The organism is Pseudomonas sp. RIT-PI-AD (assembly GCF_025642785.1).
GTDB lineage: Bacteria > Pseudomonadota > Gammaproteobacteria > Pseudomonadales > Pseudomonadaceae > Pseudomonas_T.
This window is the reverse complement of record NZ_JANZKU010000007.1, coordinates 136,918-150,459: the sequence shown is the minus strand read 5'-3', so window position 1 is coordinate 150,459 and position 13,542 is coordinate 136,918. Positions and strand designations below refer to the sequence as shown.

Annotated in this window: 13 protein-coding genes; 7 read left to right on the top strand and 6 right to left on the bottom strand. The window is 66.0% G+C overall.

Annotation, left to right across the window (positions count from 1 at the left end; translation table 11 throughout):
* Positions 1–8 precede the first annotated feature (8 nt).
* The 4 genes from OGL92_RS08870 to OGL92_RS08855 all read left to right on the top strand — a co-directional run bounded on the left by OGL92_RS08870 (position 9) and on the right by OGL92_RS08855 (position 4,724).
* Complete coding sequence (locus tag OGL92_RS08870; protein WP_263142855.1) at positions 9–1,001, top strand: DUF58 domain-containing protein; 993 nt, start codon at positions 9–11, stop codon at positions 999–1,001.
* Positions 998–2,998 (top strand): DUF3488 and transglutaminase-like domain-containing protein, encoded by a 2,001-nt coding sequence (locus OGL92_RS08865; protein ID WP_263142853.1) that lies wholly within the window; start codon positions 998–1,000, stop codon positions 2,996–2,998. Before OGL92_RS08870 ends, OGL92_RS08865 begins: the two co-directional genes overlap by 4 nt.
* Positions 2,999–3,046: 48 nt before the next feature.
* Complete coding sequence (locus OGL92_RS08860) at positions 3,047–3,808, top strand: CHAD domain-containing protein (protein WP_263142852.1); 762 nt, start codon at positions 3,047–3,049, stop codon at positions 3,806–3,808.
* A 118-nt stretch (positions 3,809–3,926) separates the two neighbouring features.
* Complete coding sequence (locus OGL92_RS08855) at positions 3,927–4,724, top strand: thioesterase family protein (RefSeq protein WP_263142850.1); 798 nt, start codon at positions 3,927–3,929, stop codon at positions 4,722–4,724.
* A 28-nt stretch (positions 4,725–4,752) separates the two neighbouring features.
* Here the strand turns inward: OGL92_RS08855 and OGL92_RS08850 are convergent, their stop codons facing one another.
* From OGL92_RS08850 to OGL92_RS08840, 3 genes are all read right to left on the bottom strand, one after another.
* Positions 4,753–4,932 carry a hypothetical protein gene (locus OGL92_RS08850; protein WP_263142846.1) on the bottom strand — a complete coding sequence of 60 codons (180 nt, stop codon included), beginning with the start codon at positions 4,930–4,932 and terminating at the stop codon, positions 4,753–4,755.
* Between the two features lie 505 nt (positions 4,933–5,437).
* Positions 5,438–6,919, bottom strand: coding sequence for a methyl-accepting chemotaxis protein (locus OGL92_RS08845; RefSeq protein ID WP_263142845.1), 1,482 nt, complete (start codon positions 6,917–6,919; stop codon positions 5,438–5,440).
* A 143-nt stretch (positions 6,920–7,062) separates the two neighbouring features.
* Positions 7,063–7,875 (bottom strand): TatD family hydrolase, encoded by an 813-nt coding sequence (locus tag OGL92_RS08840; RefSeq protein ID WP_263142844.1) that lies wholly within the window; start codon positions 7,873–7,875, stop codon positions 7,063–7,065.
* Positions 7,876–8,121: 246 nt separating this feature from the next.
* Here OGL92_RS08840 and OGL92_RS08835 point away from each other — a divergent pair, with 246 nt between their 5' ends.
* Together OGL92_RS08835 and OGL92_RS08830 are read left to right on the top strand one after the other, a co-directional pair.
* Positions 8,122–9,540, top strand: coding sequence for a transglycosylase SLT domain-containing protein (locus OGL92_RS08835; RefSeq protein WP_263142839.1), 1,419 nt, complete (start codon positions 8,122–8,124; stop codon positions 9,538–9,540).
* 96 nt (positions 9,541–9,636) lie between these two features.
* A complete protein-coding gene (locus OGL92_RS08830) occupies positions 9,637–10,071 on the top strand; it encodes a DoxX family protein (RefSeq protein ID WP_263142836.1) in 435 nt (144 codons plus the stop codon).
* Between the two features lie 48 nt (positions 10,072–10,119).
* Here OGL92_RS08830 and OGL92_RS08825 read toward each other — a convergent pair whose 3' ends face one another.
* A complete protein-coding gene (locus tag OGL92_RS08825; RefSeq protein ID WP_263142835.1) occupies positions 10,120–11,160 on the bottom strand; it encodes a lipase secretion chaperone in 1,041 nt (346 codons plus the stop codon).
* Positions 11,161–11,212: 52 nt separating this feature from the next.
* Positions 11,213–12,154, bottom strand: a complete 942-nt coding sequence (locus tag OGL92_RS08820; RefSeq protein ID WP_263142834.1) for a triacylglycerol lipase — start codon at positions 12,152–12,154, stop codon at positions 11,213–11,215.
* A gap of 539 nt (positions 12,155–12,693) precedes the next feature.
* On the opposite strand from OGL92_RS08820, the gene OGL92_RS08815 reads away from it, so the two are divergent.
* Entirely contained in the window at positions 12,694–12,999 is a 306-nt protein-coding gene (locus OGL92_RS08815) for a class I SAM-dependent methyltransferase (protein WP_263142833.1), read from the top strand.
* A gap of 34 nt (positions 13,000–13,033) precedes the next feature.
* Here the strand turns inward: OGL92_RS08815 and greB are convergent, their stop codons facing one another.
* A complete protein-coding gene (greB, locus tag OGL92_RS08810; protein WP_263142832.1) occupies positions 13,034–13,531 on the bottom strand; it encodes a transcription elongation factor GreB in 498 nt (165 codons plus the stop codon).
* Between the last annotated feature and the right edge of the window lie 11 nt (positions 13,532–13,542).

Genomic DNA, 13,542 nt, shown 5'->3' with positions numbered 1-13,542 from the left:
CCGCGTCCATGCGACCCCTGTTCCTCCCGGGGCGCGAGCCGATGGTGAACGCCCGCTTCTCGCTGCGCTGGAACCGCTGGCTGGCGCGGCGGATCCCGCCCGCGACCCGTGTCGCCCTGGATCGGCGACGCATCTTCATCATTCCCACCCGTGTGGGGGCCGCCTTCGGCCTGGCACTGCTGCTGATGCTGCTGGCGGCGATCAATTACCAGAACAGCCTGGCCTATGGCATGACCTTCCTGCTGCTGTCGGTGTTCATCGTCGCCATCCTGCACACCTATCGAAACCTGGCCACCCTGGTGCTGAAGGCCGGCGGCGGCAATGCGGTGTTCGTCGGCGAAGAGGCGCTTTTCCGCGTGCAGTTGGAGAGTGCCGGTCGAGCCCATCGGGCCATCGCCCTCGGCTGGCCGCCGCGACCCTTACAGGTCAGCGACGTGCCCCCGCGAGGCACCTGCGAATGCGTGCTCGCCTTGCCCGCGACCCGTCGCGGCTGGCTGAGGCCTGGCCGCTTGCGGGTGGAAACGCGCTTCCCGCTTGGGGTGCTGGTGGCCTGGAGCTGGGTGGATCTGGAACAGGCCGCGCTGGTTTACCCGCAGCCGATTCCAGGGGAGTTGCCGCTGGCGGCGGGTGGGCGCGACGACGATCAGGAAGGCGGAAGCCGAACCCAGGGCCAGGGCACCGACGATTACCAGGGATTGAAACTCTATCAGCCAGGCGATTCGAAACGTCGCCTGCACTGGAAGGCCTATTCCCGTGGCCAGGGGTTGCTGGTGAAGGATTTCGCCGCCTTGAGCGGCCGTGACCTGTGGCTCGACTACGACAGCCTGCAGGGCGATGCGGAGTTGCGCCTGGCCCTGTTGTGCCATTGGGTCTTGGCGTTTTCCGAGCGGGGCCAGGCGTTCGGCTTGCGCCTGCCAGGGCTGGAGCGCGCGCCGGATACCGGAGAAGCCCATCGCGACGCCTGTCTGCGGGCGCTGGCGCTGTGGGGCATCGAGTCATGAGCGCCGTACACACGATCCCGCGTGCCAGCCTGACCTGGCTGCTGGTGGCGCAATCCCTGGCGATCCTGCCGCATTTCTTGCACCTGCCGCCGTGGATGCTGCCGCTCTGGCTGGCCTGCCTGGCGTGGCGGGTGCAGATCTTCCGCATGCGCGCCGGTTATCCGACCGCCTGGGCCAAGGTCGGCCTTGTCGTTCTGGCGTGCGGCGGCGCCTATTTCAGCCGGGGAAGCCTGGTGGGACTGGACGGCGGTGTGGTGCTGCTGATCGCCGCCTTCATCCTGAAAATGGTCGAGATGCGCAGCCAGCGCGATGCCTTGGTGTTGGTCTTCCTGGGCTTCTTCGTGGTGGTCACCGCCTACCTGTTCGACGACGGTCTCCTCTCCGCGCTGTACAGCCTGCTGCCGATCACCGCCTTGCTGGCGGCCTCGATCGGCTTGCAGCAGAGCGCCGCGACCGCCGACCGGCCGACCGCGACCCTGCGCCTGGCCGCGACCCTGATGGCCCAGGCCTTGCCATTGATGTTGCTGCTGTTCGTGTTCTTCCCGCGGATGGGGCCGTTGTGGTCCTTGCCCGTGCCCAACGAAAAAGGCGTGACCGGGCTGTCCGACAACATGTCGCCCGGCGACATCGCCGAACTCAGTCGCTCGGCCGAGCTGGCCTTCCGCGCGAGTTTCGAAGGCGAGATTCCGCCGCGGCGCGAGCTCTACTGGCGTGCCCTGACCTTCGAACATTACGACGGGCGCCGCTGGTCTCAGGCCTACACGGCGCAGGCTTCCGGTCCGCCGCCCGCCTGGCGGAAACAGGGCGCGCCGTTGCGCTACAGCATCGTCATGCAGCCCAGCACGCAACCCTGGCTGTTCAGCCTGGATATCGCCGAGACCGACCTCGAGGGCGCGCGGCAGATGTCGGATTTCCGCTTGCAACGTCGTCGCCCGATGGACCGCTCGCTGCTCTACCGGGTCACCTCCTGGCCCCAGGCGGTGCGCGAAAGCGGGGTACCGGCGCAGAGCCTGCGTCGCGACCTGCAATTGCCACCCCAGGGCAATCCGCGTAGCCGAGCCTGGGCCGCTGAATTGCAGACCCGTTATCCCCAGGTCCCGCAGCGGGTGCAGGCGGTGCTGGAGCATTTCAACCGGGAGCCCTACGTCTATACCCTGCGGCCTGGCGAAAGCGGGCCGGACGACATCGACACCTTCCTCTTCGATACCCGCCGCGGTTTCTGCGCCCACTACGCCGGCGCCATGACCTTCGTCCTGCGCGCCTCGGGGGTGCCGGCGCGGGTGGTGACCGGCTATCAGGGCGGCGAACCGAACGCCTCGGGCAAGTATGTCCAGGTTCGTCAGTTCGACGCCCACGCCTGGGTCGAGTACTGGCAACCCGAGGTGGGCTGGACCAGCGTCGACCCCACCTTTCAGGTGGCGCCGGAGCGCATCGAGCTGGGCCTGGAGGAGGCGCTGGCGGCGGAAGGAAGCTTCCTCGAGGAGTCGCCGCTGTCCCCCTTGCGCTATCGCAACCTCGGTTGGCTCAACGCTGCCCGCATGGCCTGGGACGAGCTGAACTACGGTTGGCAGCGCTGGGTGCTCGGTTACCAGGGCGATCAGCAACTGGAGTTCTTCCAGCGCTGGTTCGGCGGTATGGACGCGCGGGTGCTCGCCTCGGGCCTGGTGGGCGGCGGTGGGCTGGCGCTCGGGCTGCTGGCGCTGCTGCTGTTCAAGCCCTGGCAGGGCCGCCAGGACCCGCAGGTGCGTCTGTTCCTGCGTTTCGAAAGGCTGCTGGCCCGCCACGGCCTGCATCGCCAGGCGGGCGAGGGTCCGCGCGCGTTCGCCGAGCGGGCGACCCGGGCCCTGCCGGAACAGGCGACGGCCATCCAGGCGTTCGCCGACGCCTACGAGCGGCAGCGCTACGCCGGCCAGGCGGTACGACCCCACGAACTGAAACAAGGCCTGCGTAGGCTGCGCCGGGCCTTGCCCTGGCGCCTGACCCGCATCGAGCGCTGAGCCGCCGCGCCAGGTCGCCACCGGACAATCGATACAAGGAAGACAAGTATGGCCAAGTTGATCGACTCGCTGATCGCACGGATCCTCACCGAGGAAATCCGTTTGCGCAGCTGTCGCGCCCGGTTGCGCGCCCGTACGGACGAGGAGGGCCTGCACGACCTGCGCGTGTCGCTGCGGCGCCTGCGCAGCCTGCTGCGGCCCTTGAAGAAACTGCCGATGGTGCAGCCCCTGTGCGAGGCGGCGCGCGAAGTGGGAGGCCTCGGCGGACCGCTGCGCGATCTGGAAGTGCTCACCGCGGAACTGGAACGCCATGGGCAACACGAGGCGGCGGTGCGCCGGCGGGCCCACCTGGAGCGTGGCTATCCGGTGCTGCTCTCCAGCCAGGCCTTGCAACGCCTGTTCGTGACGCTTGACGCGTTGCCGTCGTTCTGGCGCTTGATGCAACGGGAGGGCGACCTGCACGGGCTGCACAAGCGTCTGCTCAAGCACCAGTGCAAACAGCAGCTGCGCCTGCTCGATGCGCTGCATGACCCGCAGTTCGACCGGCATCACCTGCGCCTGTTGATCAAGCGGGTGCGTTACGGCGCGGAAACCTACCCCGACATCGCCGATCTGCCCGCCAGCGCGGCAGCCCTTCTGAAGAACGCCCAGGCTGCCTTGGGCGATTGGCACGATCGCCATGAATGGCTGCTGCGCGCCGATGGCGAGGCCGATCTGGCGCCCTGTCGGGCGGATTGGCAGCGGGGCATGCGCGCGGCGGAAAAGCGCGCCGACGCATCGGTGAAGGCCCTGCGCAGGGCCTTCGCTTGAGCGCTGGCGCGATACGGCGCTTTTCCCAGCCGATGTGGCGGGAGCGGCGCCTGTTGCGCCTTCCGGTGCGCTCGCCGTTTCCCCTAAGATCCAAGGATCTTTCGCAGAGCGCCTCGACATGAACTTTTCCGAACTGATCCAGGCGGTGCGCCTGACCCCGCAATCCATGGTCCTGCCCAGCGTATGGGCGCAGGGCCGGGCGAGTTTCGGCGGCCTGGTCGCCGCGCTGGTTTACGAGACCATGGCGTCCCGCGTGCCCGAGGGACGCCCGGTGCGCTCGCTGGCGATCACCTTCGTCGGTCCGGTGGAGCCGGGCGTGCCGGTGAGCTTCGAGGCTGAAGTCCTTCGCGAGGGCAAGGCGGTGAGCCAGGTGCTCGGCCGCGCAGTGCAGAACGGCCAGGTGGTGACCCTGGTGCAGGGGAGCTTCGGTGCGCCGCGGGAATCCGCGGTGCGGGTCGAAGCGGAGCCGGCGCCCTCGATGAAGGCGGTCGAGGCCTGCCAGGAGCTGCCCTACATCAAGGGCGTGACCCCGGAGTTCACCCGTTACCTGGCGATGCGCTGGGGTCTCGGCGGGATGCCTTTCAGCCACGACCGCTCGCGGGAAATGGGCGGCTGGGTGCGACTGAAGGAAGAGCACGAGGCATGCCCGGTCAGCGAAACCCACCTGCTGGCGCTGGTGGACGCCTGGCCGCCCGCGTTGCTCTCCCATCTGCGTTCGCCTGCTCCGGGGAGCTCGCTGACCTGGACCATCGAGTTCGTCCAGCCGGTGGCGACCCTGAGCACCGCCGACTGGTGCCTGTATCGCGCGATCATCGAGCACGCGGCCGACGGCTATGGGCACATCGCCTCCGGCTTGTGGTCGGCGCGTGGCGAGCTGCTGGCGATCAGTCGGCAAACGGTGACGGTGTTCGGCTAAAGGCGCCGATCGGGTCCTGGGCGCTCGCTCAACAGGTCCTGGCGGCATTCAGGCCCTGGACGGCAGCGTCGGCTTGTGTCGAACCCATTCGCAGCCCCCGGGCCGCCAACAGCGCCAGGGCACCGACCACCGAGGGCACGAAGCCCGCTTGCACTGTGCCCAGCGCCAGGCTCAGGCCTCCGAGCAGGAACAGAGGCCAGGACAGCATCCGAATGACTTCGGTGTGAAATGGCGGGATTCTTCGCGCGTGTGCATGGGCATTCGTCATGTCGTATTCCTCCTGTAGGACGCGGGCAGTCTAGGGCGGTTGCGAAGGTGGGCGAAAATCGTTCGTGGCTATCGCCTGGATAGAGAAGCGGACGCTCGGCTCGGGTGCGCTGATCGATTCCCGACTTCGCAGGGCAGATGGGCCTTTCGTCCGCCGGATCACGGGCAGGGCGGCTCGGCTTCGTCGTTGCGGATGTAGGCAGCCGTGATGGAGGGTGCGGCTCATCCACCCTACATCCTTACGCCTAGCACCCTTGGAGGCGCGCCAATATGCGGGGAGATCGATTCTTCGTGACAGGCAGGGGCGTAGTGGATGGAGAAGGTCATCCACCCTAGGGTGAGCGTCTGGGGTGGACGCGATCGGCTAAGCGTCGGGACGGTGGGGCCGTTTCGTGGCAACGGGATCGCTACCAGAGAGAGATGCCTCCACCCCGGGTTCTGCGCGGCTACAGCTTGAGCTGGCGGATCGCCTTGGTCAGCTCGGCGGCGAGGGCGGCGAGTTCGCTGCTGGTGTTGGCCGAGTCCAGTGTCTGGCGAACGGTGAGTTCGGTGACGTCGCGGATACCCACTACCGAGCGGGTCATTTCCTCCGCCACCAGGCTCTGTTGCTGGGCGGCCACGGCGATCTGGGTATTGCTTTCGCGCATCTGCGCCACCGCTTCGGTGATCGCCGACAGCGCGCTGCCGGCGGCGTGGGCCTCCTGCACGCAGTCGTCCGCCTGCAACGAACTCTCGCGCATGAATTCCACGGCATCGCTGGTGCCGGATTGCAGGGTGGCGATCATCTGGGTGATTTCGTCGGTGGAGTCCTGCACCCGCTTGGCCAGGTTGCGTACCTCGTCGGCCACCACCGCGAAGCCGCGGCCCATCTCGCCGGCGCGTGCCGCTTCGATGGCGGCGTTGAGGGCGAGCAGGTTGGTCTGTTCGGCGATGCCGTGGATCACGTTGACCACGCCGCTGATCTTGCGGCTGTGCTCGGCCAACTGGCCGATCATCTCGGCGGTCTGCTGCACGCCCTTCGACAGGCTGGCGATGGATTGCTCGACCTTGCCGACCACCTGCTGGCCGGCGCCGGCGAGGCGGTCGGCGGTCGCCGAGCGGTCGCGGGTGTCGCCCGCGTGCTGGGCGATGTGGTGCACGGTGTTGGACATTTCGTCGATGGCGGTCGCGGCCTGGTCGGTCTCGCTCTGCTGGCCGAGCATACCCTGGCGCACTTCCTTCATGCTCTCGGCGAGGCGCCCGGCGCCTTCGTCCAGGCGCGCGGCGGCCTGCATGACCGTGCCGACCACCCGTTGATAACCGATCTGCATGGCGTTGAACGCATTGGCCATCTGGCCCACTTCGTCGCGACTGTCCAGCGGCACTCGCGCGGCGAGATCGCCCGAGCGCTCCACGTGGAGCATCACGTCCTTGAGGGTGTTGAGGTGGGAAAGCAGGAAGCGGATGAGCAGTTCGGAGGCGCCGAGCAGCACCAGCATCAGCACGCAGACCGCGCCCGCATAGTGCAGGGCGCGGCCGGCGAATACCTGGGTCAGGCTCTGGCCATGGGCGAGAACCGCCAGGCGCTGACCGTTCTGCAACTCCACGACCTGGGCGCCGAGCAACGGGTCTTCGCCGAACAGGCGGTCATGGGGCAGGTCGACCCAGCCGCTGGTCCTGCCCAGTTCGGGGGAGTCGGTACCCGCCACGCGGGGGGAGGTTCCGGCGGCGAACACCAGCCAGTCGCCGCTCTGCGGCAGGGCCGACGGCGACGGCCAGCTTTTCAGCAGGTTGGCCTGGATCAGCGCGTTACGCCGGGTTTCTTCCGCACGGGCGTCCTGTTCCAGGTGCATGGCGTACAGCACCAGCGCGAGGGTGGTGAAGAAGGCCACGGCGTTGACGGCCCAGAACTTGTACTTCAGGGAAATATCGCGAATCCAAGCGCCCATGATTGTTCTTGCTCTCGGCTAGAAGGGACTGTAGGCAAGGTGCCAGCAGTCTGATGAGAAACACTGCCATCTCGTTTGATCTTTATCAACGGAAAGCCTTTCAGTCGAGGCGAACCGCTACGAAGCAGTATATCGGCCCCTATTCAAAGGGCCGCCGGCACCGGCAGGCCGAAGAAACTTCGTGCGCAGTCGCGGGTGTGGCGGGCCAGTTCCTGCTCCGTCTCGCCGCGGTGACGCGCCACCTCCCGCAGCACCTCGACGAGGAAGGCCGGTTCGTTGTGCCCGCTCTTGGGTTTCGGCCGCAAACTGCGTGGCAATAGGTAGGGCGCGTCGGTTTCCAGCATCAGGCGGCCCGCCGGGATTTCGCCCACCAACGCATGCAGGTGGGTGCCGCGGCGTTCGTCGCAGATCCAGCCGGTGATACCGATGTGCAGGTCGATATCCATGTAGCGGTACAACGCGCGTTTCTCGCCGGTGAAACAATGCACGACGGCGGCCGGTAATCCGTCGCGGAATTCGCGGAGGATCGCCAGCAGGCGTTCGTCCGCATCGCGTTCGTGCAGGAAAACCGGTTTGCGCAGCCGAACAGCCATGGCGAGTTGGGCTTCCAAGGCCTTTTCCTGCAAGGGCCGTGGAGAGAAGTCGCGGTTGAAATCCAGTCCGCATTCACCTACCGCGCGCACTTCGGGCTCGCGCAGCAGGGCATCCAGGCGTCCCGCGACAGCGTCGTTCCAGTGGCGCGCCTCATGGGGGTGGACGCCCGCGGTGCTGAACAGGCGCGCGCCATCGGAGTCGAGGGACCGGCACAGCTCCAGCGCCAATTCGCTGTCCTCGGCGTCGGTGCCGGTCAACACCATTTGCTCGACCCCGGCGGCGAAGGCCCGCTCCACCAGCGCCTGGCGCTGCCCGTCGAAGCTGGGGTGGGTCAGATTGACGCCAATGTCGATGAGTTGCATGGTGCTACCTCGAACTTGTAGCAGGGCAGCATATCAAAGCTCGGGGCGATTTTAATAAAGTCAATGTTTACAGTAGCTTGTGGACTTATCCTGATGTCATTACTGGCCCGGGACTGGTAATCGGAAACCTCCTGTGAGACCCTCCGAGCCCCGAACGCAACAGGGAATACATGGGGCAAGGACTATTTAGGGCGTGCTGTTGAGTGGGTTTCGGCCCGCGCCGGCATCTTTGGCCCTGGAGAACAGATGACCCGAACGTTACCGATCATATTCTGTGTGCTGGCGTTGCTGCCCTTTCCGGCGGCCGCCCGTCTGGTGGGCCCACCCGAGGCCTGGCAACAGCCGAGCAACGCCCGTGACCTGGCCGAGATCCGCCGCAGCGGGGTTCTCCGCGTGCTGGTCAATCAGAGCCGCAACAGCTCTGGAGAGGTCAACGGCGAGGCCATCGGTGTCGAATACCACCGCCTGCGGGCCTTCGAGCAATACCTCAACCGTGACGCCCAGGGACGCCGGATCAGCCTGAAGCTGATTCCCAAGGCCAAGGATCAACTGCTCGCCGCGCTCCAGAGGGGCGAGGGCGACGTGGTCGCGCCGGGCGAGCTCATCGGCCTGCACGGCGGCCCCGATATCCGCGCCAGCGCGCCGATTCGCCATGATGTTCCGCTGGTACTGGTCAGTCGCCAGGGCGAGCGACGCTACAAGCGGCTCGAACAGCTCGCCGGACGCACCCTGACCCTGCCCGCGGGCAGCGCCGCCGGCGATGCGGTGCGCGACGTGAACCAGCGCCTGGCCCTGCGCAAGCTGGCGCCGATCAAGGTGGAATGGGTCGATCCCAGCTTGGCGGTGGAAGACGTGCTGGAGATGGTCCAGGCCGGCATTTTCTCCGTCACGGCCGCCGAGCAACCGATCGCCGAACGTTGGGCCAAGGTGATGCCGAAGCTGCGCATCGAGCGCCATCTGGTTCTCGATAACCGCGGCGACATGGTCTGGTTCACCCGGCGCGACGCCGGCATCCTGCACGCGAGCATCGATCGTTTTCTCAACGGCTATCGCACGCCGGCGGATCAGGACGTGGTCTTCCAACGGGTCTATCGACGCCTGTACAAAGTCCATACGCCCCTGGAACGCGCCGATCGCCAGCGCCTGGAAAAATTGCGGCCGGTCCTGCAGCGTTACGCCGGGCAGAACCAGCTGGACTGGTTGAACCTGGCGGCAGTAGCCTTCAAGGAGTCCAGCCTCGATCCCAAGGCCCGGGGCGCCAGCGGCGCCACCGGCCTGATGCAGATCACCTCCAGTGCCGCCAACAGCGTGGGCGTCAACGACATCCACAGCCTGGAAAGCAACGTGCAGGCTTCTGCCAAGTACATGGCCAAGCTGCGGCGCATGTTCTTCGGCAGCCCCAAGCTCAATGAGCGCGAGCGCATGGCGTTCGTCCTGGCCGCCTACAACATGGGCCCGGAGCGGGTGCAGAGCCTGCGTGCCGAAGCCCGTCGGCGGGGCCTCAACCCCAACCAGTGGTTCTTCCAGGTCGAGCGCATCGCCGCCGAGCAGGTGGGGATGGGTGTGGTCAGCTACGTGAACAGCGTAAACAAGTACTACTTGGCGTATGACCGGGATCGCGAGCGTCTGGAACCCGCGCAGAAATTGGCCAGTCGTGACAAATGATTGAATAAGTCGATATTAGAGCCGGGTTTTTTGCGGTTTTAATATCGGCCCTCTTGAATAGAATGGCGACACATTCCCTTTCACAGGTTTTTCGCCATGTCCATCGCTCTCAAATCGCTGTTCGCCACCCGTGCCGGGTACGGCATTGCCCTGCTCCGAATCGTCACCGGGCTGACCTTCATGGCCCACGGTTCGCAGAAATTGTTCGGCTGGTTCGGCGGCTATGGCCTGGCCGGGGTCGGCCAGTGGATGGAATCCATCGGCCTGAGCCCGGGTTACCTGATGGCGTTGATGGCGGGCAGCGCCGAGTTCTTCGGTGGCTTGGCGCTGCTGGTCGGCTTGCTGGTGCGTCCGGCTGCGGTTGCCCTGATCGTGGCGATGTTGGTGGCGATCGCCAGCGTCCATTGGGCCAACGGCTTCTTCATTACCGAAAACGGCTTCGAATACGCGATGATCCTGGCGTTGATCGCCGCCACTCTCCTGGTCGAGGGCGCAGGCCCGCTGTCGCTGGATCGTCGCCTGTCCCGCTGAGTAGCGCCAGGCACACGGACGCGGGTCGCCGCGTCCGTTACCTTCGCGTCAAAGTGGGCGCGCTCTCGAGGTCGCCAGTTCCTCCGCCGCGGACAAACGCAGGCGCTCTCGCTCGTCGAAGCCTTCTTCCGCCAGACGCTGGAGGGCGGCGTTTCGATCGCTTTCGCTCAGGCCCGGGTTAGCCTGCAAGCGGGCCTTGTCGTCGCGATAGCGTTGCAGGCGCGCCTGCCAATCGCTGCGCCGACGATCCAGGGCTTCCAGGCGCACGGTTGCCTCGGCGCCCACGGCCTGCTGGCGCAGTTCGCGGATCTGCGCCGCGCTCGCGCCCTGGGCCTGCAACTCGGCGGTGCGTTGGCGCAAGTCGCTGTGCAACTGCGGCAGAACGCTGGCTTGGGCCTCCTCGGGCAGGCTCTCGCGCAAACGGTCGATGGCGGCCGCCTTCGCCTGCGGGTCCAATCGCTCGTCGTGCAGGATCGCCAGGCGTTCGAGGCTGAAGCCGTTATAGGCCTCTTCGCCGGCGAAGAACGCGCGGTGCGCTTCCTCGCTGAAAATCCGCGCGCGCAATGCCCGCACCGCGGCCTCCCGCTGGCGCAGGATATCCAGGTCGGGACGCTGGGGCAGGTCGCGCTCCAGGCCCACCAGTTCACGCTTGTAGTCGAGGTACTGACCGAGCAGTGCCTGGGCCTGCTCGCGCGCCGGAGACTGCAACTGGCGGTCGATGTGGGCGCGCAAGCGGTCGAGGCTGGTCTTCAAGGGCTCCTCGCCCATGGCGCTGAGGAAGTAATCGAAGATGTGCCGGATTTCCTCGCCGATCAGCAGGTTGCCCGCCGCGTCCAGTTGGAACTGCCCATCCACCTGGGTGCCGCTGAAGGAGGCGGGTAGGGGAGGCGCCTGTGGCTTGCCGGTTGACGCCGCCTGGACGGTTTCGCCCGTGGCGGGAGCAGGCGAGCCCGACGTGGACGGACGCGGGGCTGGGGTAGCCGAGGTGGCGGCGGGTGCCGGATTCGGCGCATCGGCGAGGGGCAGGTAAAGCAGTACGGCAAGGCTGATGCCGAACATCAGCGGAAGCAGAATCAATAGTTTTTTCACGGGCAGGGCTCGGCTAGGACGCCGGAGCCGAATCGGCTCCGGCGCTTCGGGGCTAGAGGCCTTCGTTTTTCAGGCGGTTCAGGTGCTGGCGATAAATGCTGACCGGATCGCTCTCGAACAGGCTGGTAAGGCCGAAGGTCTGGTTGACCTCGTCCAAGTGGTTCATCCGATAGTCATCGCGGATAACCTTGCCCAGGTGGGAACTGCAGCGGCCCACCAAGCCATCGTTGGCTTCCTTGAAGGTCAAGGAGGTCGCGCCCAGCAGGATGTCGCTGGGGTCGAGCACATGGGTCAGCGGACTGGTGCCGCCCCAGGAGTAGTAGCGCACGCCGTTCACCTGGTAGGCGCCTTCGCCGCAGGCGCTGGTGGGCACACCCTGCGGATACTTGGCGTTGAACGCCGCCGCCCCCACGCTGTTCAGCGATTCCAGAGAGCCCAGGGCATTCTGCGGCGTGGTGGTGGCGCTGCCGGAGAGGAAGTTGATCAGCGTACCCAGTCCGTTGACGATGCCCGCCAGCAAGGCTTCTCCGGCCGAGCCGGCAGGCACCTTGCGCAGGAAGTCGGCGGTGGCTGAGCCCTTGTGGGGCGCGCCGACGCTGCTGACGGAGGCGATCAGGTCCGGACGGATCGCGGCCACATAGCGAATGGTCGGGCCTCCGTGGCTGTGGCCGATCAGGTTGACCTTGCCCTTGCCGGTGATCGCGGTGATTTCCTCCACTTGTTCCAGTAACTCCTCGCCGCGCGCTTCGGAGGTGTTCAGTTGGCTGACTTGGGTGACGTAGACGCTGGCGCCATCCTTGCGCAAGGCCGAAGGAATGCCGTACCAGTAGTCCACGCCGAGCATGCTGTCGAAGCCGAGCATGCCGTGGGTGAGCAGAACGGGATATTTGGTTTGTGTATAGCCGGAAGACTTGGACCAGGCAGCTTGAGTCGGGACGGCGGCCGTCAGGCCTAGTCCGACGAAGAGGGCGAGCAGGGCTTTTCTATTCTTCATGGCAGTCTCATAAAAGAATGAAGGGGCTTTCCGTGCATGGCGGCGCGGCTATCCCAGCCTCGCGCTTCCAAGGCGGCAAGCGCAGAAAACATGCCAATTGCATTCAACGGCTCTGCGCTGCTGGTTTCGAACACCTACTCTTGTGGAGACGAAAGAGGCGGCCGGGATTTTGTTACGAGGCGAAACGCCCAGGCGTAGCCGAAGGAAGCCCGGTGGCGTTCCGCGTCCCGCTGGAAATCGTCGCCGAACTCAGTGCGCAAGGCGTGGAGCCGTTGGTGTGGGGCCATCGCCAAACGAAAGGTAGGGGGTAAAGCGCTGGTGAAGACCTTCGTTATTTCTCAGGCCGGGCACCCGCGTGACGCTGGCGCCTTGACAGTATCGCGTCGGCTTATCTAGGATCCCGCCATGCGCCGATTTAAACAGCTACTTGCGGGGCGCCCGGAGCTTCCTGCGAGGCACCGAAATACCGCTAAAGCGCTGGTTCGGTGTCGCCTCCCACCGCTGCCCAGCGGGTTCGACGAGGCGGAAACTTGCCATCCATGACACCCCAACCCTTCATACGCCTGGCCCCGATTACCACCGGCCTGATCCTGCGCAATCCACGCATACTCCTCGGCGGGGATCACCAACCGACGCTGCTGCGTTACCTGGACGGCTGGCCGAAGCGCTGGTCCGGCCCTTCCACCTTCCTCATCCAGTTCGTCCGCGAGGGCGAATCCCTGCGCCGTTTCCCCCGTGACAGCTTCGATCTGGCGGTGATCCAGTCACCCGACGCGGAACACCTGCACGAGGTCGTGAGCGAACTGGTAAGGGTCGCGCGCCAGGGGCTGATCACCCGGCGCTGAGCGCACGAGATGGCATTATCCTGAAGCGGTGGGCTCAGGGGTAATCGATTGCCACGACGTACCAACACTTCTCGCCATTCGGTGTGGCGACCCGCACTTCGGCGTCGAGTACCTTGCCGACCAAGGCGCGTGCCAATGGAGAGTCGATGCTGATGTGGTTGTGTTTCAGATCCAACTCGTCGGGGCCGACGATGCGATAACGGGTTTCTTCGCCTTCCTCGTCTTCCAGAGTCACCCAGGCGCCGAAATACACCTTGTTCGGATCGCTCGGGCGCTCGCACACCACTTTCAGGTTTTCCAGTCGCTTGGTGAGGAAGCGCACCCGGCTGTCGATCTCGCGCAACATCTTCTTGCCGTAAATGTATTCGGCGTTTTCCGAGCGATCGCCGAGGGCGGCGGCTTCGCTCACCGCCTGGGTCACTTGCGGTCGGCGCACGTGCCAGAGTTCGTGCAGTTCCGCCCGCAGGCGCGCCTCGCCTTCGGGGGTGATCAACGGCGTGCCGGCGGAGCGGGGCGGGCGATAGCGACTCATGGCGGTCCTGG